The following is a 22,905-nucleotide window of genomic DNA, read 5'->3' as shown; positions in this document are numbered from 1 at the left end:
GAGAAGATCACCTCGATCAGGACCGAACCGGTAAACAGCATGCCAACCAGTGCACTGGGGAACCCGGCAATGATCAGAAGCATGGCGTTACGGAAAACGTGACCATAAAGCACGCGCTTTTCGGTCAGGCCCTTGGCACGGGCGGTCACGACATATTGCTTGTTAATCTCATCAAGGAACGAGTTCTTGGTCAGCATGGTCAGGGTGGCAAAGCCCGAAATCGTGAGTGCAATGATCGGCAGGGTCAGATGCCAGAAATAATCAACGACCTTGCCCCACAAGGACAGTTGTTCCCAGTTTGACGATGTCAGCCCGCGTAACGGGAACCAGTCAAGATAGGCCCCACCGGCAAACACCACGATCAGCATGACGGCAAACAGGAAGCCCGGAATGGCAAAGCCGACAATGATCGCGGCTGATGACCAGATATCGAAGTTCGACCCATCGCGCACCGCCTTGGTAATGCCAAGCGGGATCGAGATGATGTAAATGATCAGCGTTGACCAGATGCCCAGCGAGATCGAAACCGGCATCTTGTCGATGACGAGATCGACCACGTCGCGGTCCTGAAAATAGCTTTGGCCGAAATCGAAGGTCAGATAGTTCTTCATCATCATCCAGAAGCGTTCATGGGCCGGTTTGTCAAAACCGAACTGTACTTCGAGCTGTCTGATGACTTCGGGATCAAGCCCCTGCGCGCCGCGATAGTTGGATGTCGATGAGAAGTTGTTACCCGATGCAGAGGATGAAGCAGTACTTCCGCCGCCACTATCCCCGCCCTGATTGGTAATGCGGGCGGTTGATGAAACAGCCGTTCCCTGAAGCTGGGCAATAACCTGTTCGACCGGGCCGCCGGGGGCAAACTGAATGATCGCAAAGTTCAACAACATGATGCCAAACAGCGTGACCGGGATCAGAAGCAAACGCCGAATGATATAGTTCAGCATGGCCTAGAATCCCCCCATCTGCAGTTTGGTGGCCTTTTCCGGGTCAATCCACCAACGCATTATCGACATTCCCTTAAGCGGCACCGTGTCCGGGCGACCAAAGATGTTCCACCAGACCATGCGGTCCCCACCCAGATACCATTGCGGAATGACGTAATTCCCCCACAGAAGTACGCGATCCAGTGCGCGGGTCGCAGCCACCAGTTCTTCCCAGCTGTCGGCAGATGCCACATTTTCGATCATCGCATCGACCACCGGATCCTTGATGCCGGCAAAGTTACGAGAGCCGGGTTGATCGGCGGCCTCCGAGCTCCAGAACACGCGCTGTTCGTTGCCCGGAGTCAGGGATTGCGTCCACCAATGGGTGGTAACTTCGAAATCGAAGGCCTGAATACGATTGACCCACTGGCCGGTATCAATCAGGCGAATATCCATTTCCACGCCAAGCTGTTTGAGGCGCGATTTGACCACCAGCGCGATCTTTTCAAGCCCCGGCTGGCGAATGATCAGCTCGAACCGGAACGGCTGCCCGGTTTCCTTGTTGACCAGAACCTTGTCGCGTACTTCCCAGCCTGCTTCGTTCAGAAGCGTCATGGATTCACGCAAGGCCTCTCGGCGCCCGTTCGGGGCATCAAAGTTTGGCAACTTATAGGGTTCGGTGAACAACCTTTCGGGCAATTGATCGCGATAGGGTTCAAGCAGTGCCAGTTCAGCACCGGTCGGAATACCGGTCGCCGCCAGTTCCGAGTTGGCAAAGAAACTGTCGGTGCGGTGATAGGCCCCATAGAACATTGCACGATTAAGCCACTGGAAATCGAGCCCGTATTGCAGTGCACGGCGCACGCGCTTATCGGCAAATAACGGATTGCGCGCATTCAGAACATAGGCCTGCATGCCTGTTGGCAAATGATCAGGCATGAATTCCTTTTGGATGTCACCACGCTGGACCGCAGGCGTGTTATAGGCCGTGTTCCAGTCGCGTGATGAATGCTCGGACCGGATCATGTATTCGCCAGCCAGAAATGCCTGACGCTGCACTTCCATATCAAGATAGGTGTCATAGCGGATGGTATTGAAATTGTTCTGGCCGCGATTGACCGGAAGGTCGGCCGCCCAGTAATCCTTGACCCGCTCATAGGTGATGCGTCGGCCAGCTTCGATGCTGGCAACCTTATAGGCCCCACTGCCAACCGGAATTTCAAAGGTGGTTTTGGCGAAGTCCTTACCTTCCCAGAACTTTTTCGGCATGATCGAAATGCCCGCCACGGTCATCGGTGTTTCGCGATTGTTGCCCGGCTTGAAAGTGAATTTGACGGTCAGTTCGTCAATCACCTCGGCCCCTTCGATCTGGGAAAAATACTGGCGGTAAACGGGACTTCCCTTTTCGACCAGCACTTCATAGGAAAACACCACGTCTTCGGCGGTGATGTCGCTGCCGTCCTGGAAACGCGCACGCGGATCAAGATGGAAGATGGCATAGGACCGGTCGTCCGGCACCTCGATCGAATGGGCAATCAGGCCATACATGGCGTAGGGTTCGTCCGCGCTGGAAACCATCAGGCTGTCATAGATCAGACCAAGGCCCGCAGCCGGATTGCCCTTAAGCGTAAAGGGATTAAGCGTATCAAAGGCAACGATGGAGGATTGCACCAGCGTGCCGCCCTTCGGCGCATCGGGGTTCACATAATCGAAATGGTGGAAATCCGGACCGTATTTCAGATCGCCATAGAGCGAAATTCCGTGTGAGCGGGTGGTCAGCGGTGCCAGATCGGTCTCATCAACAGCCACCGTCGGTGCCGGGTTCATCACCGGCATGTCGCCGTCCTGCGCATTTGCGTTATGTAAAGGCAGTGCGACCGAAAGCAGGGTCAGTGCACTGGCAAAAAGGATGGATGTCATGGCGCCCCCGCGCCGCTTCCTGCCCGGCATTGTCATGCTGGCTGCATACGAAATCATGTGATTGTCGTCTTTCCCTGATGCAAGCTGATCACTGTTCTATTATGTGGACTTAATCCATGCGGCGCAATCGACGGTCACTTCGCGATGCCCCCTGCCCGCGTTGTTTGTGAATGATGCCACACTAGAACCACCTGATAGTCACCGTTAAATCGTTCAATTTCAAGGCACCATCACGTGAGTTTGGTTTATCGCGCATCTTTTTGCGTCAGTTTTCGCCGCGCAGTTTCAAGCTTGATCTCTGACATCAACCAGTCACGGAACGCCTTGACCTTGCGCCGTTCCAGACGTCCGCGCGGATAACACAGCGAATAGGCATAAGGACTGTCGACCGGCAGATCGAACGGCACGGTCAGGCGATTGGTCACAACATATTCCCCGATCATGGCCGGATCGGACACCACCACACCAAAGCCACTTGCCGCGGCCTCCATCGCCATATCAAGGGTGGCAAAAACCGGCCCCTTGGTGCCGTCCACCCCCTTGATACCGGTTCCTTCAAGCCAGATGCGCCAGTCTTCGCGCTGGGCTGAGCAGTGCAGCAGCGTCACACCCGCCAGGTCTTCTGGGGTTTTGAGTTGCTTGGCCAGATCGGGATGACAGACCGGCAACAGCCGTTCACCGGTCAGAAATTCGTGCACCAGCTGTTCATTGCCATGATCGGCAAAGCGGATGGCGATATCGACCTCGTTGAAGTCAACCGATGCCAGATCATCGTTATAGGTGCCCAACTGGACCTGAAAATCGGGATATTCCATCTGAAACCGCCCGAGCCGCGGCACGATCCAGCGCATGGAAAATGTCAGCGGTGCCGAAACAGACAGGTGGGTGTCATCAGCACGGTCTTCGACCTTGGAAACCGCGTCTTCGATGGCGTCAAAAGCTGGCGTAAGCGCTTCAAGAAGGTTGCGACCGGCGCGCGTCAACCGCAGGCTTCTGTGGTGGCGTTCAAACAGCTGGCGACCCAGAACTTCTTCAAGATGCTGCACCTGCCGACTCACCGCCCCTTGGGTCACGTTAAGCTCATGTGACGCTTTGGTGAAACTTTCGAGACGTCCGGCCACTTCGAAGGCACGGAGCGCATTTAGCGGCAATGGACGGCGTTTCATGACAGTGACTTTGCATGATGAAAACTCATGCAATGATGACAAAAGGTGGTTTGAGCGCAAGTATTTTTTCGGGTAACTCTGGGTTTAACGAGATTAGTACAGACGCATCGTGGATGCGCGGGCCGCTGAATCGCTGAGAGCAGGCCTGATTTAAAGAGGATTAGAATCATGGTTGCTATCACCAAAGAAGCAGGCGCATTTGTCGCCACCCGCCGTACCCACACTGCCACCAGCCTTCTGGACTTGGCGCGCACTTGGCTTAAACGCCACGACCTGCGTCAGAAGCTGGCCGACATGGACGCACACATGCTGCGCGATATCGGCTGGACCGTCTATGACGCAAAACGCGAAGCCGCCAAGCCGTTCTGGAGAGCTTAACCCGCGCGAAAGCGCACCAACTGAGTATTCTGTCATGCAGAACAACGTATCGCCGCTTCACAGCGCAATTACCTTCCCGCTTCAGGTCCTGATTGAAGCCCTGATGGACGCCTGGAAAGGCATCAGCCTTAAATAAGGCGTTGCACCCAAGATCCCTGAGCGCAATTCCAGCTCCCCCCGCTGGAAAGTGCGTATTTAAATGTCGGTCGCACCCCCTGTGACCGACATTTTTTTTTGCCTTGGGCTATTTCTTTTCGGGGTGGCGCAGATACATCAGGTTTGCGGCATTGAGTACCGAATACATCACGGCAAACTGGGCATTGAATTCGAACTTTTCGGGTTTGGGATCAAACAGTTCGTAGATTTCACCGATCGAGCGCTTGCCATCAATCCGCGACAGGATCGCAGGCGATGCCGAGGGCATGGTGCGGGTCACTGAAAGGCCGGTAAAGGTGATCTTGATATTGCCGGTCTTGGCGACGGATCGGGCGAGTGCCGCACCATCGACACGGGTGAAGGTCGGGATCAGCTCCGGCGACGGGACCGGTGGTTTGACCTTGTTCTTGGCCTTGACGACATAAAAGGTGTGCTTGGTGATGTTGCCCGCCATCAGTTCGGCCAGGGCCGCGCGTTCGCGAAACGGCACATGCATCGCCTTATCAAGCACATCATGGCGCGAACAATAGGTGGTCGGGTCATAACGCATCGGTTCGATAAAGTTTTGCAGACGCAGACCGGCCGCCTCGATAAAATCAAACACCTCGTCGACTCGATAGGCGCGGTCCTGTTGGTGCAACAACAGGTCATAGAACCCGGCATCGCCGCCATGGATGTGATCACCGACAAACGGGTTGCGTTTGAGCCAGTTGGTCCCGGGCAGTGAGTTAAACAGGGCCTTGCCGAAATTCAGGCGCTTGGCCCCGCCAGCCTCGGCATTGAGGCGTTCCATCATTTCCTGCATGTGATAGACGCCCTGACGGCCCAACTCGCCATAGACCATCAGGCCCATGCCGCCATTGGGTTTGAGCGCATCGGCAAGTGCCTTGAGCCCGGCATCGGGATCAGGCAGGTGATGAAGCACCCCGCAGCAATCAATATAGTCAAACGGGCCATATTCAGATGCCAGATCGACAAAGGATCCGGTGACGAAGGTGACGTTCTTTTCCAGACTGCGGCGTTTGATGCGGGCCTCGGCAATGGCGCGCGAGCTTTCGGACAGATCGATATAGACGATCTCGGCCTTGACTTTGCGGTCACGGGCCTGCTGGGCCAGCATCACCAGCGCATCGCCGGTGCCACCGCCCGCGACGAGGATTTTGATTTTGCCACTTTTGGTCTGTGCCGATGGATCGCGCCCGCCAAAGACAAAATGAACGACCTCGTCCCAGTTGCCCGGTGATCCGGTGATCAGGCGCTTGTCCTCATCCTCGGGATTGCGGGCCGGATAGGGATAGGTTTCATACTGATCACGGGTCTTCGCAGAAGACTGGACGTGATCGGGCCTGTTTTTGTCGTCGGGCATTCGGCGATTTCCGGCAGAGAAGTGGTTGGGACGGGCTCATCCTATACCAGCAATGTGCGTATTGAAATCCGCCTATTTACCTGTTTGGGCGGCAATCAATCACGAGCTTGCCGGTCGCCGTGCGATCACGAATGGCCGTCAGGGCATCCATTGCATCTTCAAGACGATAAACCGCGGAGATCATCGGCCGGATCGCCCCGGATTTCAGGCGTTCCAGAAGCTCTGCCATGCCCGTTTGCGCGATATCGGGATTTTGTTCGAGATAGGCACCAAAATAAAAGCCGATTGCGGTGACATTCTTGACCAGCAGGATATTGGCCGGGATTTGCGGCACGATGCCGCTGGCAAAACCAATCAAAAGCATCCGCGCACCGGGCGCAACGCAGCGCAGGCTTTGATCAAAGACATCACCGCCAACCGGATCATAAACAACATCGACGCCTTTGGGCTGGCCAAGGCTTGCGGTGATTTCGCGCACCCGGTCGCGGATGTTTTCCGATTTATAATCAATGACATGATCCGCACCATGGTCGCGCGCGATCTGGCATTTGTCCGCGCCACCGGCCGTGGCAATCACGGTTGCGCCCAGAAGCTTGGCGCATTCGACAGCGGTCAGACCGACGCCACCAGCCGCCCCATGCACCAGAACGACCTCACCCGGTTTGACATCGGCGCGATACTTCAACGCAAACCAGCTTGTGCCATAGGCGATCTGAAAGGCTGCTGCGTTGTTGAAATCGACGCCATTCGGAAGGGGCATTACAAGGCGCCCGTCGGCCACGACCTGTTCGGCGTAACCGCCCCAATCGGGCATGGCCATGACGGCATCGCCGGGCTTGACATGACTGACACCATCGCCAACGGCACGCACCGTGCCGCTAACTTCAAAGCCGGGGGAAAAGGGGCCTTCGGGACGCTTTTGATATTTGCCCTGCAGGATCAGGGTATCAGCGAAATTGACCCCGCAGGCAGCTACATCGATCAGGACCTGACCGGGTTGGACGACCGGGTCCTGAGCATCCACCCATTGCGGTACTTCGCCAAATGCGTTGCACACCCATGCCTTCATCCCGGTATTCCTGCCTATTGTTGTCCTGACTATCGGCAGTGTGCCGACAGCTGTGAGCGCAGACAAGGCGACAAAGGGCTAAACCGGGCAACACCCGGTTAAGTGAAGAGCTCTGGCGAATGGAAGATCAGAAAATGCGCTGACGCTTGCGCTTGCGGGTCAGCAGAAGAAGGATGGCGGATGGCACAAACAAGACAACCAGGGCCGGTGCCAGCAGGATCGGCACAAAGATGGTGTCCCATACCCAAACGGAAATGTAGCGCTGGATCACGGATTGCAACAGGTTCAGGCTGCCGGTATCAAGGCGATACCAGAGCTCGCCGGCGGCGACCAGACGAAAACTTCCTGTTTGAAGCGCGGTAATGGAATCATCGACCAGCACAGCAATGCTGGCAAAAAGCAGTAACCATCCCAACGCCCGGAAAAACCACATTATCCGCTCCAAGCGACCTGTCAGGGTCGGTATATTAGAAAACTAAAATCACCCTAGGCGTTTGTTCGAACAGGGTAAATATCTTCGTATGTATAGCAATACATTACCCAAGAGTTGCAAACACCTGACGTCAAACCTTACGGATCAGACATCAACAAGAAGTAAAGATGATCATAAGTTGCAGTTTACCAAGGGTTTGCGGCGATTAAATGTCAGAAACACAGGCCATTTTACAGGCCAATCAGTGGGATTTGCGCAAAGTGAAAAAAGAGGCTGATTGGGCCTTGTCAAGCGCGGGCGTCTCGGCTAATGTCCGCCCGCTTTCGCGATATATCAAAGATCGCATGTGGAGAGGTGGCCGAGTGGTTTAAGGCGCACGCCTGGAAAGCGTGTTGGGGTGTAAGCCCCTCAGGGGTTCGAATCCCCTCCTCTCTGCCACTGACACAAAAAGCATTATTCCAAGACATACAGGCAAGATCAACCGGCATATATCCACGTGTCAGGTTCTGATTTGTCGCGTGTTTTGCACGGCTCCTGACAACAGGCTGTCAGGGCGTCTTGATCATAATGTGCTTTTGCAAGGAAGCATGATGATCAAATACCTTTATCCAGACGGCAGCCACTGTTACCGCGCCGTGCATACAGCACACGCGGTCTTTCGTAATGCGGATGGCAAGCTGATCGCCCGCGCCGAAAAAGCGGACAGATCGGGCATGTATGAGTTTGAAATCGCAGGCTTTGAGCTTTTAAGCCCGGGGATCGTTTATGACTGACCTAGCTGTCTTCTGAATTTTCGGCAGAATTCATTGCCGCCAGCCATTTGCGCAAAAGACCATCAAGCTGTTCGAGTTCCTTTGCACTTAGTGCTTCGAGCATCTGATGCTGGTTGGCGACATGCTCGGTAACGGCAGCATCAATCAGCTCAAACCCCTTGTCCGTCAGGGCGATGACAAAGCCGCGCCCGTCTTCCGGGTTGCGTTGGCGGGTGATCAGCCCGGCCTTTTCCAACCGATCAAGACGGTTGGTCATGGTGCCCGATGTCACCATGGTCCAGTCAATGAGCTCCGACGGGCTCAGCGCATAGGGCGGGCCGGACCGGCGCAGTGTTGCCAGAACGTCAAAACTTGCCAGCGACAGATCGTATTTTTTGAAAACACGTTCATGTGCAGCACTCAGATGGCTGCGCAGTCGTCCTATCCGGCCAATGACGCCCATTTGGGTGACATCAAGGTCGGGTCTTTCACGGCGCCACTGCGCAAGAATGCGGTCAACTTTATCCATGGTTCGGATTCTTTTCAGAATTTTATCTTGACGTCAAGATTTCTGAATATATCTTGATGTCAAGATAAATGGAGATGCCACCATGAACCGAACAACCGATTTATGCCTGACTGCTCTTGCCCCGATCATTTGGGGCAGCAGCTATATCGTCACCACGGAAATGCTGCCCGATGGCTACCCGCTGACCGTCGCCCTTCTGCGCGCCCTGCCGGCCGGATTGATCCTGTTGCTTGTTGTGCGGCGATTGCCGCCTGCTGGCTGGCGCGGACGGGTGTTTATTCTGGGCGCGCTGAACTTTGCTGTTTTCTGGTCAATGCTGTTTGTCGCGGCCTATCGCCTGCCCGGCGGGGTGGCGGCAACACTTGGCGCGATCCAGCCGTTGCTGGTGCTGTTTTTGGCGCGCTTTGCGCTGGGATCCGGGATTACGATGCTGGGCATTATTGCCGCCATTTCCGGATTGATCGGGGTCGCAATGCTTGTGCTTGGCCCGACCAGCAGCCTTGATCCGATTGGCATTGCCGCCGCCCTTTTCGGTGCCGCATCCATGGCGGCTGGTACGGTGATGACCCGCAAATGGCAGCCGCCGGTATCCCCACTGACATTTACCGCCTGGCAATTGACCGCTGGCGGGATCCTTATGATCCCGGTAGCCCTGATCCTTGAGCCCGGCTTCCCGGTCCCGACCGTAACCAATCTGGCTGGTCTGGTGTGGCTCGGTCTGATCGGGGCGGCCCTAACCTATTACCTGTGGTTCCGGGGCATTGCGCGCCTTGGCCCGACGACGGTGACAAGCTTTGGCTTTTTAAGCCCGACCAGTGCGGTTTTGCTCGGCTGGATCATTCTGGGCGAGGCCCTGAGCCCGCTTCAGATGATTGGTGTGATTGTTGTACTGGCCAGCATCTGGCTGGGTCAGCGGGCAGCGTGTCCTGCGCCTGCACCAGTGGCTGAACCAGCACCAGCCGCGATCAACGACCCCGCCCCGCGCACGACATAAAAACAAAACACCCCACAGATATAAAGGAAACGTCCAATGAAGATTGTTCTGTTTGGTGCCACCGGTGATGTCGGTACCGCCACCCTGCACGAAGCCCTAAAACGCGGCCATAGCGTCACCGCGATTGCGCGCAATATCCACAAACTGGCTAATGTGCCAGACAGCGTCGCGCGCGAAAGCGTTGATGTGCTGGCCAAGCCGGACCGCGTTGCCGAGCTGATGGCAAGCCATGACGTTGCGATCAGCGCGCTTCGCCCGATCAGCGGATCAGAAAGTTTGCTGGTTGCGATGAGCCGGGTGTTGCTGGATGCGGCGCGTCAAACCAAAGCCCCGATTTACCTTACCGGTGGGGCCGCAACCCTGAAACTGGCCGATGACAGCGGGCATACGGTTCTAACCGCGCCGGACTTCCTGCCCGATGCTGTGCGCCCGATTGCCGAGGCCTGTGCGAAGCAGGATGCGTTGTTTGATCAATATGACGATGTGCAATGGACCTGCCTCCGCCCGCCGGCAATGCTGATCGAGGGACCGCTGACCGGGCAATATATTCGGGGCACCGATACACTGATCCCCGATCATGACGGGATGGCGCGGATCAGCTTTGCCGATTTCGGCTATGCCATGGTTGATCTGATCGAAACCGGCAATGGCGGGCAGCAGCGTCTGACGGTCGGGTATCAGAACAAGGCGGCTGCCTGAACACAGCAAGCTTTATATAACGAACAGAAAAACGGGCGGCCTTGTTGGTCGCCCGTTTTGCGTTGCCCAATGGGGATTACGCAGAGGCCTTGATCCGGGCGAAGACTTCATCAAGGGCGGTATGAAGCGCATCCGTGCCCTTTTCGCGGATGAATGTTTGCGCAACCTGTTCATTGAGGCCACCCGCCGTGACGTGGCCTTCATAAAGATCAGCGAAGCTTTGATCAGGGGATTTGTCGGTATTTTGCGCAAGGCCGGAAAACAGCGCGGCAAGGTAGCGCCTGGCATCAGCATAGTCGGATCCCTGTTTGACCATCCATTGTGCTGCACTTTCAAGCACGGTGAAATAGGTCGCCATCAGGGCACTGCCCGTCGCGTAGCCATCAAAGGCATCGATGGTTTCGGGCGCCACCGCCCCGCCGAGTTTTTCAAACAGGGCCATGACATCGGGCGAGCCGGGATAGACCGCCGTGACACAGGCATGATGTTCGACCGGTGGCAAGGGAATGGCGCGATCGCATTGCGCGTTGGTGCCAAGCCAGACTTTGAGATCAGGAATCGGGATGGTTGCGATCAGGCTAACAATCTGTTTGTCATCGGGCACGCGAAGTGCGGACAGCACATCACCAGCAATCTGCGGCAGAACAGCCAAGAAGATCATATCGGATTGATCAATAATCGCCTGATTGTCGTCTTCGACCCGGACCCGGTCAAAGTCGGCGGCGAGCTTTGCCGAGATATGTTCGCTTCGGCGCGAAACGATGATTTCATCTACGCGATAGTCAGATGTCAAAAGACCACGAATGACCGCATCGCTGATCGCGCCGGTTCCGATAAAGCCAAGTTTCATTGAAAATCCTCTGTGACAAAGGCGTCAGTTAGGTCCGGCTCCTTGATCGGGCCGTCCTTGCCATCATAGGCGGCGATCACGCGAAATTCGGGACCATCAACTGTGGAATGGCTTTCATACAAACAGAAACGATCAACGGTGAACACCCGTGATGACAGATCGCCATGATCGACAATCGCCTGTTCGATGGTTGCGCGCGCCGCATCGCGGTTACGCCCCAGTGTGATGTGCGGGGTAAATTTGCGCATATCCATATCGGGGCATTCATCAAGCGCAAGAAGCGCATTTTCAACCCGATTGGCAAGGGTGCGCAAAGCTGGTTGATCCTTTACCCCGGCCCAGAAAATGCGGACCTTGCGGTTGGATGCAAACATATCAAGGCCCGATACCTGCAGATCAAAGGGCTCAAACGCCACTTGTGACAGGGCCCGGTCGATCTCGCTGGCAAGACCGGGATCGACATTGCCGATGAATTTCAGGGTGATGTGCATGTTTTCCGGGGTCTGGGCATCAAGCCCCTTGATCGCACGCCCCAGCGGATAAAGGTCGGTCGCAATATCGTGGGGAATTTCCACACCAACAAACAAACGCATGTCTTCAATCCAATTCTGATGCGGTAATTAGCCGGTCGAACGTTCAGGCAGCGGCAACGCATCGTCTTCGCCATCAATTTGCGGGAACTTGCCCGCAGCCCAATCGGCTTTGGCGGCCTCAATCCGTTCCTTGGTGCTGGCAACAAAGTTCCACCAGATATAGCGCCGACCGACCGGCAGGCCGCCCAGCAACATCACCCGGCAACCGGTTTTGGCAACGATATCGGGGATTTCTTCGGGTGCGACATAGATAAAGCTTTCAGGCTTATAGCTTTGGCCATCAATCAGAAGCGTGCCTGATACGACATAAATCGCCCCTTCCTGATTTTCACCAGGCAGAAGAAGCTGCGCGCCTTCGTCCATTTCGACATCAAGGTAATAAAGCTTGGATTTGACCGGAACCGGGGCGGTTTTGCCAAAGGCCTCACCGGCGATCAGGCGCATGTGCAACCCGGCATCCTCAATCACGGGCAGGTCATTTTTGGCAACGTGATAAAAGGCGGGATCTGATTCCTCTGCCTCATCAGGGAGTGCTACCCAAAGCTGCAAGCCATCGAGTTCATGAACGGAATTGCGGACCGCATCGGTTTCGCGTTCGGAATGGGTAATGCCGCGCCCGGCACTCATCCAATTGAGATCGCCCGGCGTGATTTCAAGGTCGCTGCCCAGACTGTCGCGATGGAGGATCGCACCCTTGAACAGATAGGTCACGGTCGCCAAGCAGGTATGGGGATGCGGCGGAACGTCAATGCCCTGACCGGGTTGGAATTCGACCGGCCCCATATGATCGAAAAACACGAACGGACCGACAGAACGCACATCGCGATGGGGTAAAACGCGACGGACGGAAATACCCCCCAGATCGGATTCCTTGCCAAAGATCAGCTTAACCATATGTCGCCTCCGTTCTGGTGGTGGGAAAAGCGGCGGGATAAACCGCCGCCTTTCATAAGTCTCTGGTCAAATTCTGAGAACAAAATCTGACCATCCTGTGACCTTACGGGCAGGGATAGGTGTAGACCTGATGGATGTTTTCGATTTCTTCGAGAACGCTGTCCGACAGGGTGATGTTGGCCGAGCCGATATTGGATTTCAGCTGTTCCATGCTGGTCGCGCCAATGATGTTGGACGTCAGGAACGGGCGCGAATTGACATAGGCCAGCGCCATCTGGGCCGGATCAAGGCCATTGTCCTTGGCAAGTTTCACATAGGCTTCGGTTGCCTTGACGCCATTTTCTGTCAGATAGCGGCCAAAGTATTGCGGCCATTTGGTCACGCGGGTGCCATCCGGGCGCGCACCGCCGAGATACTTGCCCGACAGCGCCCCACCGCCCAGCGGCGAATAGGCCAGAAGACCGGCATCTTCGCGGATCGAACATTCCGCCAGACCGACTTCATATTGGCGGGTCAGAAGGCTATAGGGGTTCTGAACGGAGACCACGCGCGGCCAGCCGTTCTTTTCGGCCAGCTCAAGGAACTTCATCAGGCCCCATGGGCTTTCATTCGAAAGGCCGATATGGCGGACCTTACCGGCCTTGACCAGCTCATCCAGTGCTTCGAGGCTTTCCTCGATCGGGGTGAATTCCTCGTCCGGCTCGTGGGTGTAGCCCAGCTTGGAGAAGAAGTTGGAATTCCGATCCGGCCAGTGAAGCTGATAAAGATCGACATAATCGGTTTTAAGGCGACCAAGTGAAGCGTCGATTGCCTCAAAGATCTGCCCGCGGGTCAGACGCGGCCCGCCACGCACATACGGGAAACGATCCGCCGGACCGACAATCTTGGTGGCGATCACCAGATCATCGCGCTTTCCGCGTTTTTCAAGCCAGTTGCCGATGATGGTTTCGGTCGCGGTAAAGGTCTCTTCCATCGCCGGGACCGGATACATTTCGGCGGTATCGATGAAATTGACTTCGTTGGCAGTGGCGTAATCAAGCTGTTCAAAAGCTTCTTCCTGGGTGTTCTGCTGGCCCCAGGTCATGGTACCAAGGCAGATGACGCTGACATCAATGTCTGTACGCCCCAGTCGACGATATTCCATATGAAATTCCCCTGTCTTATGCCGCCCGCACTGTTGGATCGGGACGGCACATGATTTTGCAATGGTATGAATATATCCGCTTGGCCGCGCGATGAAACCGTTTGCGGGCAAAATTCTTATGATTTGAAAATTCGCGGTCTTAGATAAACAGGGTCAAAACCCCGGTATAGCCATAGAACCGGTCATTGCAGATTTCGCCGTTGCCGTAAAAACCGGTCAGTGGCAAATCACCCAATTCATCACGGATGATCATCATTTCGCGGCTTTCGGTGCCAAACAGATGCGGGCCACGGGCGACGCAGCTGCAATAAAGCGCCCCGCGCGGTTTGCCCGGCAGACGTTTTTGCAAATCGCTTAGCATACGACGCAAATCCTGTTCGGCAGCGGCGCCGTCACGGCGGACAAAACGAATGGCGTCCCCCGCCTGCACATCGCCACTGATCGCGATCATGTTGTTGTGGGGATCAATCCCCATCAGATTGCGCACGACAAAGTCACCGGTATCGGACCCGGGCACCATCAGGGCCGCGTGATAGCGCCCCGATGCCATGGATTGTTCGCCGCCATCTGCTTCGAGTTCTTGCTTAAGCACATCAAGGGCGGGGCGATCATCAAGGGTGGAGATGATGCCTTCGCGTCCCTCGGTCACGCGATGGACCGGGCCGATTGGCGTGCAGGCCTGACTGATGCCGACCTGAACACTGGTTTTACCATCAAACAAAACACCCGACAGGCCACCATTAACCACCCTGTCGGCAATCTGCGGCGCGCCGCGTTCCCCCGATGCGATGCCGCCCACCAGATAGGTCGAGCCCAGTCTTGCCAGCTCGGCCAGTTGGGCAAGGCTTTCGGGGGCAGCGGGATCGCCATGAACAAGGCCAAAGATCGGCTGCAGGCGATCAATCGCGCTTTGCAGATCGCGCGCATCGAGATCAGCCTCGGTCTTGAGCGGCTCAAAAATATGGAATTCATCACGGGCAAAGGGGGCCACCATGACAGAGGCCGCTGGAACGCCGAAATAGGCCCGGCCCGATCCGCAGACGCCAACGCCGGATGTTCCGATCCAGTGTTCAATCGACAGACGGGAGCGCAGGAAGGTCAGGATACTGCCAAGATCATCGGCCAGCGGTTCGGAGACATACAAAAAGGCCAGCGCCTGTTTGGGCAGTGGTTCCTTTTCGAGAAGTTCTGCAAGCTCGGATGCGACCGAGGCCCAGTTTTCGCCGCTGGCATGTGCCGCCCGAAATTCCGCCGTCATGCTGTCTCCCGTTGCTGACTGGTCAGGGCGCCCGGGTCTTGTGCCCGGGTGATAACCAGAAATCTGATGCTTAACATCTAAGCCCAGTTACATCTAAGCATTGGCCCACCCCTTCGACAAGGGCTTGGGCGGCGGTTCGTGATCCGGATCAAAACAAACGATCAGGAAACGTGTTTGCGCAGGATCTCCATCGCGGCGTTCAGCTGCGTCATGCGCTGGTGGGAGCCATAATTGCTGTCGGGGTGGTGGATGGCGGCCAGAACGCGGTATTTGGCGCGGATGGCGCGCAAATCAGGCCGTGCGCTTGGCGCAAAGCCCATGACATGCAGGGCCTCGTTAAAGGTGGTCACGCCGCGATCGAGCGGATCAAAGGCAAGGTTATCAACAATCTGGCGCAGACGTTCGAGTTCTTCACGCGATTGCAGAAGTTCCACGGGTGGCTCTGCCTGACGTTTTTTAAGTGCACGGGCTTCTTCAAGGGCGGCACGTTCGGCGGCGAGGACATCGGATTTCTCAACCCGCATATTGACATCACCCGCGTCGAAATCGATCGCCATTTGCAGTGCCTTGCGCACGGTGATCACCGAAAATCCGGGTGGCAGGCGCAGTTGCAGCCGGGGTTTGCGCCGCCAAGGGCGCCCCTCGGCCGGGCCGGACTTCAAGACTATGGTTTCGCGATCCCCCTTGGGCGAGTCGCCGGGGTCCTGATAATCCTCAATCGCCTTTTCGGGCACAATCAACATGACCGACCGCGCCAGATCGGCGGCATTCACCCCGCGCCGTTCTGCCAGTTGCAGCACAGCGTCACGAAAGATCGAAGAACAGGGAATGGTGTAGGACTGTTTGACGGTGGAAGAAGACGACACTGAACAATCCCTTTAAGGCATTGAAGTATTTAACTTAAATCTGAAACCCCCGGACACCGAAAGCGCAGATCAAACGCGCCTTTGCACCCGATAACAAGAAGTGTATCGACGGATTTAGCCCCCTGCAACTGCATTTGCAGTCAAAATCGAATCGCTTCCGATTCATTCACAGGCCTATCGGCGACTCGTTGGGAATCCATGGAGTCCCCGGAAAAACGCCAACACATTGATATGACGGGATATTTGTTTGAAGGCGTGCATTTCAGGCACCCAGGACACCTGTTTGGTTTCCCAAGAGTTATCCACAGGTCATAAATGTCGCCTGATTTCGGGAAATTTGATTAAGTTATTGATATTATGTGATTTATCACATTGTGCACTTGCGATACCCCAGCCCTGCCGGAAAGGCAAAAAGGATCAGAAACCCGATAATTGGATAACAGCCTAGGAAGAGATGTTTTGAAAAAACAACATACGCAGTAGCAGAAACGCTGTTCGAAACAGAACCGAAAGTAAATGAGGTGTTAATTTTACACCAAACCGCGTGTTTTGGTCCTCAAATGAGGGTTTTCAGGCGAAAATCACGGTGTTCGCAACACACTCGGAACTCTATTAACTTATTGATTTATATTATATATTTGTCTTTTTGTCGCGTTGGCTTCACCTTCTGAAGATCCGGCGGCTTAATCATTTCGGGTTGTTGACGTTTTCTATCTACATACGTAGTTTTTTGCGCTTCACAAGCGTCGAAATTGCGCCAATCTGTGCCTTTGTGAAATTTTATAACCTGTCGGGACGCGCACAAGCCCTTGGAAAACCGACGGTTTTGCCCCCCAGATCATAAAGCGTCCGGCATATACCCATGCAGATGCTTCGCGCTTAGCTGGCGTCTGAGGTTTGCAGCAGGTCGACGACGTCAGGCAGGATGCGCTTGACGATCACGTCCACGCCATCGGCATTAGGATGCATCCCGTCATCCTGATTAAGCTCCGGCTCGGCGGCGACGCCTTCAAGGAAAAACGGATACAAATCAACCTGATAGCGGCTGGCGAGATCGGGATAGATGCTGTTGAATTCATCGCCGTAGGCCGTCCCCATGTTGGGCGGGGCCATCATACCGGCCAGCAGAACATCGACATCCATGCCGCGCAGCTTTTCAAGGATTTCTGCCAGGTTTTCACGGGTCTGGGATGGCTCCATGCCGCGCAGCGCATCATTGGCACCAAGTTCGAGCAACACCGCATCGGGTTTCTCAACCAGCGCCCAGTCGAGACGCGCCAGTCCGGCTGCCGTGGTATCGCCCGAGACGGAGCTATTGATCACCCGGACATCGTGGCCTGCTTCCTTAAGAGCCGCTTCAAGCTTCGGCGCGAAACCGTTTTCATGATCAAGGCCATAGCCCGCCATCAGGCTATCGCCAAATAAAACAAGGGTTTTTGGCGTCTGGTCGCTATCCTGTGCCTTGGTTTCATGGGCAAACCCGGCCACTCCAAGGGTTGCAAGGGCAAGCGTGGCAAGGGCCAAACCGGCGGATTTGCGAAAGCGTGATACCAACTTATGCGTGAACTTGATTACAGTGCGACCTTGCCCAAACGCCAAATTCATTACAAATCTCACCTTTACATGCTGCGAACTTGCCGGAGCGGTTTCCGACCGTTTACCCTTAAAGAAGTTATTCAGATCAAAAGAAGTCTGAACCAGAAACGTCCTGATCCGTAAGCTTATGTAGCCTGCTTTGTTGATCTTGCAACGGACAACCCGATAGGACCCGAAATGAGTGTGACCGAAACCACCACGATACCGGAACAAAATGTCGCCGCGTCTGGTGAAGCGCCAAAACAGACAATTGATGTGCAAAACCTGAAGCTGCGGCTGCAGGGTCCGGCCGGGATTGTCGAGATCCTTAAAGGGGTTGATCTTGCGATTGGTGCGGGCGAGCGCGTCTCGCTTGTCGGTCCGTCGGGGTCCGGCAAGACATCGCTTTTGATGGTGATCGCCGGGCTGGAACAAGCCCAGGAAGGTGTGGTGAAGGTCTGCGGCAAGGACCTTCGCGCCCTTGATGAAGATGGCTTGGCGCTTTATCGCCGCCATCATGTCGGCATCGTGTTTCAGGACTTTCACCTGATCCCGACCATGAGCGCGCTGGAAAACGTTGCGCTTCCGATGGAGTTCGCCGGGCGTGCAGATGCCTTTGAAAAGGCACGCGAAGAATTGGAACTTGTCGGGCTGGGTCACCGCACAGATCACTATCCCGGACAGCTATCAGGCGGGGAGCAGCAGCGCGTTGCGCTTGCACGTGCGCTTGCGACCGATCCGGAGCTTTTGCTGGCCGATGAGCCGACCGGCAACCTTGATGGCACGACCGGTGAAACGATTATCGAATTGCTGTTTGACCTGACCAAACGGCGCGGCTCGACCCTGCTTTTGATTACCCATGATCCCGCCCTTGCCAAGCGGTGCGACCGCACCGTGATGCTGCGCGACGGCGAAATCGTTTCGCATCTGGAATCGCAGTCATGAGCACATCTGTTTCCCCCACTGACGGTGCGGACCGCCTTTGGTCCATTGCCTGGCGGGTCTGTCGGCGCGAGTTGCGCGGCGGGCTTTCGGGCTTTCGTATTTTTCTGGCGTGCCTTGCGCTTGGCGTCGGGTCGATTGCCGCTGTCGGAAACGTTTCGGAATCCGTTCTTTCGGCACTTGAGCGTGACGGGCGGAAGCTTTTGGGTGGCGATGTTGAACTGCGCCTGACCCATCAGGAAGCCACCGGTGATCAGATCGAGTGGTTAACCGCGAACACCGAACGTGTGGCCGAACTGGCGACCATGCGCACCACGGCCTATGGCCCGGACCAGCGCCGTCTGGTGGAGCTTAAGGCGGTTGATGATGCCTATCCGCTGTTTGGCGAGATGGAGCTTGCCGATGGGGTTCCCTTCGACGGGATTCTTGATCAGAAGGATGGCGTCTGGGGGGCTGTGACCGAGGCCGGATTGCTGGAACGGCTTCGCATCGATGTCGGGGACACGGTTGCCCTTGGCGATATTGATGTTCAGATCCGTGGTGTGATCAAGACCGAGCCCGACAAGGCAGTTGGCTTTTTCAACTTTGGCCCACGCCTGATGGTGTCGATGGACGGGTTGATGGAGACCGGGCTGGTGCAGCCGGGCAGTCTGATCCGCTATTATTACGCATTGGATATCAACGACAATGAAACCCCGACCGCCTTTCGCGAACGGCTTGAAGAGCAGTTCGAAGATGCGGGCTGGCGTATTCGTGATACGGCCAATGCCAACCCGGGACTGAAACGCTTTATCGAGCGCCTGACCCTGTTCCTGACGCTTGTTGGCCTTTCCGCCCTTTTGGTTGGCGGCATCGGGGTTGCCAATGCGGTGCGCAGCCATATCGAAAGCAAAACATCCGTCATCGCCACGCTTAAATCCATCGGGGCGTCGCATGGCTTGGTGCTTCGGATTTACTTCCTGCAGATCCTTGTTCTGGCCCTGATCGGGATTGCCATCGGGCTTCTGATCGGTGCTGTGACACCAGCGTTGATTGCTCCGCTCTTGTCCGGGCGGTTGCCGATTGATGTGACGCTTGGTCCGGCATTGCCGTCGCTTGTCATTGCGACCAGCTTTGGGGTTTTGACCACACTGGTCTTTGCGCTGCCATCCTTGCTGCGCGCACGCGAAATCCCGGCAGCACGATTGTTCCGTGCCAGTGCCGGCCTGTTTAGTGGTAGTCCGGTGCGCAAGCGTGACCTGCCCTATATCGGGGTGCCGCTGGTGCTGTTGTTGATTCTGACGGTGCTGACCGCGACCGATAAGGCGATCGCGCTTGGCTTTATTGGCGGGTCGGCAGCGGCCGTGGTGATTTTCACCTTTGCCGGACAGGGCATCGTATCCCTTTCGAAACGGTTGATTACGGGCCGCAGTGCCTTTTCCAGACTGGCGCTGGCCAACCTGCACCGTCCGGGCGCAAGTACCGTCCCGGTTGCGTTATCGCTTGGGCTGGGCCTCACACTTCTGGTGACGATTTCCGGGATCGAGGGCAACCTTGATAACGAGATTAACGAGAACCTGCCGGACTCTGCCCCGGCCTTCTTCTTCCTTGATATTCGCCCCGATCAGATCGAGCAGTTCCGAGGCCAGCTTCTGGCACAGGACAACGTTTCGGATATCGAACAAACACCGATGCTGCGTGGCCGGGTAACGGCGGTTGACGGGGTTAATTCCAACGATGTCGGACCGGGTGATGATCGCTGGTTCCTGCGTGGGGACCGCGGACTTACCTTTGCCGCCACCCCGCCGCCGGAAACCAAACTGGTGCGCGGCGAATGGTGGCCGGCTGACTACAATGATGCGTCCAAGCCGCTGGTGTCGATCAGTGCCGATATCGGCAATGCGTTTGATCTGGAGCCGGGCGATACATTGACCGTCAATGTGCTGGGCCGCGATATCACCGCCGAGATCGCCAACTGGCGCGAGATCGAATGGCAAAGCCTGCGTATGAATTTCGCGATGGTGTTTTCACCGGGCCTGATCGACAAGGCGCCCTATAGCCTGATCGCTACTGCCCATATGCCGCGCGAAATGGAAGAACCGGTTGATCGCATGATCGGCGTGGACTTCCCGAATGTCTCGGCCATCCGGGTACGTGAAGCGCTGGAAGCGGCCAATGCCATTCTGGCGGGGATCGGAACGGCGCTTAACGCCACCAGCATGATTGCGATTGTTGCCGGTGTACTTGTGCTTGGCGGGGCGGTTGCGGCCGGTCGGCGCAAGCGCATCTATGACGCCGTGGTGCTCAAGACCCTGGGCGCAACACGGGCCAACATCCTTTATGCCTATGCGCTGGAATACGGCATCCTTGGCCTTGCCACCGGGGTGATTGCGGCCGTCGTCGGGTCGGTTGCCGCCTGGTCGGTGCTGGTGCTGATCATGGAAGCCAACTGGGTGCTGTTACCGATGACCATTCTGGGTCCGATTGCCATTGGCCTGTTTGCCACGCTGGCGGCTGGCTTTATCGGCACTTGGCAGGCATTGCGCAGCCCGGCAGCACCGTTGTTGCGCAACGAATAAGCCCCCAGCAACCAGCAGCCTTAAACAGACAAGGCCAGATCCAGATGGACCCGGCCTTGTTTTTTGCGAAAACCGTTTCGAAAACGATCTGAATTGACTGATTGAGGATCAGGCGATGTCGCGCAGTGCCCGCCTGACGACCTTGCCGGTGGTTGTCATCGGCAGCTGATCGAGGAAGGCGATCTCGCGCGGGTATTCGTGTGCGGCCAAGCGGGTTTTAACGAAGTCCTTGATTTCGCTCTCAAGCGCCGGGCTTTGGGCAAAGCCATCGGCCAGCACGACAAAGGCCTTTACGATCTGGCCGCGCTGTTCGTCGGGTTTGCCAATCACACCGGCCATGCGCACAGCCGGATGTCCAATCAGACAATCCTCGATCTCGCCCGGGCCGATGCGATATCCCGCCGAGCTGATCAGATCATCGTCCCGCCCGACAAAGCGGATATAGCCATCAGCATCAATACACCCCATATCGCCGGTCAAAAGCCATTCGCCGACAAACTTGTCACGGGTGGCTTCGGGATTGCGCCAATATTCCAGGAACATCACCGGATCTGGCGCACGCACGGCAATGCGGCCCATTTCACCGGGTTCAAGCACCTTGCCACTCAGATCAATCACCGCGACATCGTGGCCGGGCACCGGACGACCCATCACACCGGGTTTGGGTTCCATGATCGACTGACAGGAACTGACCACCATGTTGCATTCGGTCTGCCCATAGAACTCGTTGATGGTGAGGCCAAACACCCGACGCCCCCAATCAAGAAGTTCCGCACCCAATGTTTCGCCACCGCTTGCAATGGAGCGGAGTTTAAAATTGAACCTTTGCGCCATATCGTCACCAGCCGCGCGCATCATCTTGAGCGCAGTTGGCGGCAGGAAGGTATTGCGCACGCCATATTCGGCCATCAGGCGAAAGGCATCCTCGGGCGTGAATTTTTCAAACCGGTGGGCGACGACAGGCACGCCGTGATGCCAGGCCGGCAACAAAACATCCAAAAGCCCGCCAATCCAGGCCCAGTCAGCCGGGGTCCACATGACATCCCCGTCTTCGGGGAAGAAGTCATGCGACATTTCAACACCAGGCAAATGGCCAAGCAACACCCGGTGCGCATGCAGCGCGCCTTTCGGCTGACCGGTGGTGCCGGATGTGTAAATGATCAGGGCCGGTTCATCGGCACGGGTATTGACCGGCTCAAACTCGTCACTGGCTTCTGATGACAGGGCCTTGAAATCAAAACATTGATCAGGCGCGCCATCAATCACATAGACATATTCAAGGGCGGGCAGAAGATCGCGGATTTCGGCAATCTTGGCGGCCCCTTCGCGGTCTGTCACCAAGGCCTTGGCCGCGCAGTTACCCAGCCGGTATTCCAGCGCATCGACCCCAAACAGGGTAAAGAGCGGCACAGCAATGCCGCCCATCTTGTAGGTCGCAACGTGGGCAATCGCCGTTTCCGGGCTTTGTGGCAAAAGAATCCCGACCCGGTCACCACGCCTTATGCCATGACGGCGCATGACATTGGCAAAGCGGTTCGACAGGCGTTTGATCTGCGCAAATGTGTAGTCGCGGCGCGATCCATCGCGCCGACGATGCATCAATGCCAGACGATCCGGGTCATCCGCCCATTTGTCGCAAACATCGACACCGATATTAAAGTGGGTTGGCACGTTCCAGGCAAAGCGTGAACGTACCGCCGCATAGTCTGAACGACTGCCCAGCATGTTTCCTCCCTGAATTCGCCGCTGTTCTTTGTTTTTGGGTGCGGCAAATGTTGCGGAGCATGCTAGTGGCAATCGGTGGAAATTGGAAGGTCTGTCTGCGCGGTCCCGATGG

General features: G+C 56.2%; 21 protein-coding genes and 1 tRNA gene. 7 read left to right on the top strand and 15 right to left on the bottom strand.

What is annotated here, in order from left to right; translation table 11 throughout:
• From B2T33_RS17720 to B2T33_RS17710, 3 genes are all read right to left on the bottom strand, one after another.
• A partial coding sequence (locus B2T33_RS17720; protein ID WP_286792755.1) for a microcin C ABC transporter permease YejB occupies positions 1 to 947 on the bottom strand: 947 nt, incomplete at its 3' end.
• A gap of 3 nt (positions 948 to 950) precedes the next feature.
• On the bottom strand, positions 951 to 2,846 hold the full coding sequence (locus tag B2T33_RS17715) for an extracellular solute-binding protein (RefSeq protein ID WP_286792754.1): 1,896 nt from the start codon (positions 2,844 to 2,846) through the stop codon (positions 951 to 953).
• A gap of 245 nt (positions 2,847 to 3,091) precedes the next feature.
• On the bottom strand, positions 3,092 to 4,012 hold the full coding sequence (locus B2T33_RS17710) for a LysR substrate-binding domain-containing protein (RefSeq protein WP_063086657.1): 921 nt from the start codon (positions 4,010 to 4,012) through the stop codon (positions 3,092 to 3,094).
• Positions 4,013 to 4,180: 168 nt separating this feature from the next.
• Here B2T33_RS17710 and B2T33_RS17705 point away from each other — a divergent pair, with 168 nt between their 5' ends.
• Complete coding sequence (locus B2T33_RS17705) at positions 4,181 to 4,390, top strand: DUF1127 domain-containing protein (protein WP_286792753.1); 210 nt, start codon at positions 4,181 to 4,183, stop codon at positions 4,388 to 4,390.
• A 244-nt stretch (positions 4,391 to 4,634) separates the two neighbouring features.
• Here the strand turns inward: B2T33_RS17705 and B2T33_RS17700 are convergent, their stop codons facing one another.
• The 3 genes from B2T33_RS17700 to B2T33_RS17690 form a co-directional block, all read right to left on the bottom strand.
• Positions 4,635 to 5,912 carry a class I SAM-dependent methyltransferase gene (locus tag B2T33_RS17700; RefSeq protein WP_286792752.1) on the bottom strand — a complete coding sequence of 426 codons (1,278 nt, stop codon included), beginning with the start codon at positions 5,910 to 5,912 and terminating at the stop codon, positions 4,635 to 4,637.
• Between the two features lie 76 nt (positions 5,913 to 5,988).
• Entirely contained in the window at positions 5,989 to 6,981 is a 993-nt protein-coding gene (locus B2T33_RS17695; protein ID WP_286792751.1) for an NADPH:quinone oxidoreductase family protein, read from the bottom strand.
• Positions 6,982 to 7,108: 127 nt separating this feature from the next.
• Complete coding sequence (locus B2T33_RS17690) at positions 7,109 to 7,414, bottom strand: hypothetical protein (protein WP_063086648.1); 306 nt, start codon at positions 7,412 to 7,414, stop codon at positions 7,109 to 7,111.
• A gap of 348 nt (positions 7,415 to 7,762) precedes the next feature.
• On the opposite strand from B2T33_RS17690, the gene B2T33_RS17685 reads away from it, so the two are divergent.
• Together B2T33_RS17685 and B2T33_RS17680 are read left to right on the top strand one after the other, a co-directional pair.
• Positions 7,763 to 7,852 (top strand) — tRNA-Ser (locus B2T33_RS17685).
• 149 nt (positions 7,853 to 8,001) lie between these two features.
• Complete coding sequence (locus tag B2T33_RS17680) at positions 8,002 to 8,187, top strand: hypothetical protein (RefSeq protein ID WP_232308294.1); 186 nt, start codon at positions 8,002 to 8,004, stop codon at positions 8,185 to 8,187.
• Between the two features lies 1 nt (position 8,188).
• Here B2T33_RS17680 and B2T33_RS17675 read toward each other — a convergent pair whose 3' ends face one another.
• Positions 8,189 to 8,695, bottom strand: coding sequence for a MarR family winged helix-turn-helix transcriptional regulator (locus B2T33_RS17675; RefSeq protein ID WP_063086646.1), 507 nt, complete (start codon positions 8,693 to 8,695; stop codon positions 8,189 to 8,191).
• Positions 8,696 to 8,777: 82 nt separating this feature from the next.
• Between B2T33_RS17675 and B2T33_RS17670 the strand changes: the two genes are divergently transcribed.
• Both B2T33_RS17670 and B2T33_RS17665 read left to right on the top strand, forming a co-directional pair.
• Positions 8,778 to 9,689 carry an EamA family transporter gene (locus tag B2T33_RS17670; protein WP_063086644.1) on the top strand — a complete coding sequence of 304 codons (912 nt, stop codon included), beginning with the start codon at positions 8,778 to 8,780 and terminating at the stop codon, positions 9,687 to 9,689.
• Positions 9,690 to 9,725: 36 nt separating this feature from the next.
• Positions 9,726 to 10,388 carry an NAD(P)-dependent oxidoreductase gene (locus B2T33_RS17665; RefSeq protein WP_286792750.1) on the top strand — a complete coding sequence of 221 codons (663 nt, stop codon included), beginning with the start codon at positions 9,726 to 9,728 and terminating at the stop codon, positions 10,386 to 10,388.
• Between the two features lie 76 nt (positions 10,389 to 10,464).
• Here the strand turns inward: B2T33_RS17665 and B2T33_RS17660 are convergent, their stop codons facing one another.
• From B2T33_RS17660 to B2T33_RS17630, 7 genes are all read right to left on the bottom strand, one after another.
• A complete protein-coding gene (locus tag B2T33_RS17660; RefSeq protein ID WP_286792749.1) occupies positions 10,465 to 11,238 on the bottom strand; it encodes a pyrroline-5-carboxylate reductase in 774 nt (257 codons plus the stop codon).
• A complete protein-coding gene (gene thpR / locus B2T33_RS17655; protein ID WP_286792748.1) occupies positions 11,235 to 11,831 on the bottom strand; it encodes an RNA 2',3'-cyclic phosphodiesterase in 597 nt (198 codons plus the stop codon). Before thpR ends, B2T33_RS17660 begins: the two co-directional genes overlap by 4 nt.
• Positions 11,832 to 11,858: 27 nt before the next feature.
• On the bottom strand, positions 11,859 to 12,725 hold the full coding sequence (locus tag B2T33_RS17650) for a pirin family protein (RefSeq protein WP_286792747.1): 867 nt from the start codon (positions 12,723 to 12,725) through the stop codon (positions 11,859 to 11,861).
• A gap of 103 nt (positions 12,726 to 12,828) precedes the next feature.
• Complete coding sequence (locus B2T33_RS17645) at positions 12,829 to 13,869, bottom strand: NADP(H)-dependent aldo-keto reductase (RefSeq protein ID WP_063086634.1); 1,041 nt, start codon at positions 13,867 to 13,869, stop codon at positions 12,829 to 12,831.
• 139 nt (positions 13,870 to 14,008) lie between these two features.
• Complete coding sequence (locus B2T33_RS17640) at positions 14,009 to 15,127, bottom strand: FIST signal transduction protein (RefSeq protein ID WP_197146184.1); 1,119 nt, start codon at positions 15,125 to 15,127, stop codon at positions 14,009 to 14,011.
• A gap of 161 nt (positions 15,128 to 15,288) precedes the next feature.
• Positions 15,289 to 15,993 (bottom strand): J domain-containing protein, encoded by a 705-nt coding sequence (locus B2T33_RS17635; protein ID WP_063086630.1) that lies wholly within the window; start codon positions 15,991 to 15,993, stop codon positions 15,289 to 15,291.
• Positions 15,994 to 16,872: 879 nt separating this feature from the next.
• Positions 16,873 to 17,598: an arylesterase gene (locus tag B2T33_RS17630; protein WP_083952698.1), complete on the bottom strand. Its 726-nt coding sequence runs from the start codon at positions 17,596 to 17,598 to the stop codon at positions 16,873 to 16,875.
• Between the two features lie 168 nt (positions 17,599 to 17,766).
• On the opposite strand from B2T33_RS17630, the gene B2T33_RS17625 reads away from it, so the two are divergent.
• Both B2T33_RS17625 and B2T33_RS17620 read left to right on the top strand, forming a co-directional pair.
• Positions 17,767 to 18,513, top strand: coding sequence for an ABC transporter ATP-binding protein (locus B2T33_RS17625; RefSeq protein WP_008888532.1), 747 nt, complete (start codon positions 17,767 to 17,769; stop codon positions 18,511 to 18,513).
• A complete protein-coding gene (locus B2T33_RS17620) occupies positions 18,510 to 21,068 on the top strand; it encodes an ABC transporter permease (RefSeq protein ID WP_286792746.1) in 2,559 nt (852 codons plus the stop codon). The genes B2T33_RS17625 and B2T33_RS17620 overlap by 4 nt, the downstream gene beginning before the upstream one ends.
• Before the next feature lie 108 nt (positions 21,069 to 21,176).
• On the opposite strand, the gene B2T33_RS17615 is transcribed toward B2T33_RS17620, so the two are convergent.
• A complete protein-coding gene (locus B2T33_RS17615) occupies positions 21,177 to 22,793 on the bottom strand; it encodes an acyl-CoA synthetase (protein WP_286792745.1) in 1,617 nt (538 codons plus the stop codon).
• Between the last annotated feature and the right edge of the window lie 112 nt (positions 22,794 to 22,905).

Source organism: Thalassospira sp. UBA4513 (assembly GCF_002388495.1).
In the GTDB taxonomy this organism is placed as follows: domain Bacteria; phylum Pseudomonadota; class Alphaproteobacteria; order Rhodospirillales; family Thalassospiraceae; genus Thalassospira; species Thalassospira tepidiphila.
The sequence above is the reverse complement of the archived record's forward strand: the minus strand, read 5'-3'. Positions and strand labels throughout refer to the sequence as shown.

Coding starts and splice junctions, on each gene's coding strand:
- B2T33_RS17715 (WP_286792754.1), bottom strand. CDS start 2,846: ATGACATCCATCCTTTTTGCCAGTGCACTGACCCTGCTTTCGGTCGCA.
- B2T33_RS17710 (WP_063086657.1), bottom strand. CDS start 4,012: ATGAAACGCCGTCCATTGCCGCTAAATGCGCTCCGTGCCTTCGAAGTG.
- B2T33_RS17705 (WP_286792753.1), top strand. CDS start 4,181: ATGGTTGCTATCACCAAAGAAGCAGGCGCATTTGTCGCCACCCGCCGT.
- B2T33_RS17700 (WP_286792752.1), bottom strand. CDS start 5,912: ATGCCCGACGACAAAAACAGGCCCGATCACGTCCAGTCTTCTGCGAAG.
- B2T33_RS17695 (WP_286792751.1), bottom strand. CDS start 6,981: ATGAAGGCATGGGTGTGCAACGCATTTGGCGAAGTACCGCAATGGGTG.
- B2T33_RS17690 (WP_063086648.1), bottom strand. CDS start 7,414: ATGTGGTTTTTCCGGGCGTTGGGATGGTTACTGCTTTTTGCCAGCATT.
- B2T33_RS17680 (WP_232308294.1), top strand. CDS start 8,002: ATGATGATCAAATACCTTTATCCAGACGGCAGCCACTGTTACCGCGCC.
- B2T33_RS17675 (WP_063086646.1), bottom strand. CDS start 8,695: ATGGATAAAGTTGACCGCATTCTTGCGCAGTGGCGCCGTGAAAGACCC.
- B2T33_RS17670 (WP_063086644.1), top strand. CDS start 8,778: ATGAACCGAACAACCGATTTATGCCTGACTGCTCTTGCCCCGATCATT.
- B2T33_RS17665 (WP_286792750.1), top strand. CDS start 9,726: ATGAAGATTGTTCTGTTTGGTGCCACCGGTGATGTCGGTACCGCCACC.
- B2T33_RS17660 (WP_286792749.1), bottom strand. CDS start 11,238: ATGAAACTTGGCTTTATCGGAACCGGCGCGATCAGCGATGCGGTCATT.
- thpR (WP_286792748.1), bottom strand. CDS start 11,831: ATGCGTTTGTTTGTTGGTGTGGAAATTCCCCACGATATTGCGACCGAC.
- B2T33_RS17650 (WP_286792747.1), bottom strand. CDS start 12,725: ATGGTTAAGCTGATCTTTGGCAAGGAATCCGATCTGGGGGGTATTTCC.
- B2T33_RS17645 (WP_063086634.1), bottom strand. CDS start 13,869: ATGGAATATCGTCGACTGGGGCGTACAGACATTGATGTCAGCGTCATC.
- B2T33_RS17640 (WP_197146184.1), bottom strand. CDS start 15,127: ATGACGGCGGAATTTCGGGCGGCACATGCCAGCGGCGAAAACTGGGCC.
- B2T33_RS17630 (WP_083952698.1), bottom strand. CDS start 17,598: ATGAATTTGGCGTTTGGGCAAGGTCGCACTGTAATCAAGTTCACGCAT.
- B2T33_RS17625 (WP_008888532.1), top strand. CDS start 17,767: ATGAGTGTGACCGAAACCACCACGATACCGGAACAAAATGTCGCCGCG.
- B2T33_RS17620 (WP_286792746.1), top strand. CDS start 18,510: ATGAGCACATCTGTTTCCCCCACTGACGGTGCGGACCGCCTTTGGTCC.
- B2T33_RS17615 (WP_286792745.1), bottom strand. CDS start 22,793: ATGCTGGGCAGTCGTTCAGACTATGCGGCGGTACGTTCACGCTTTGCC.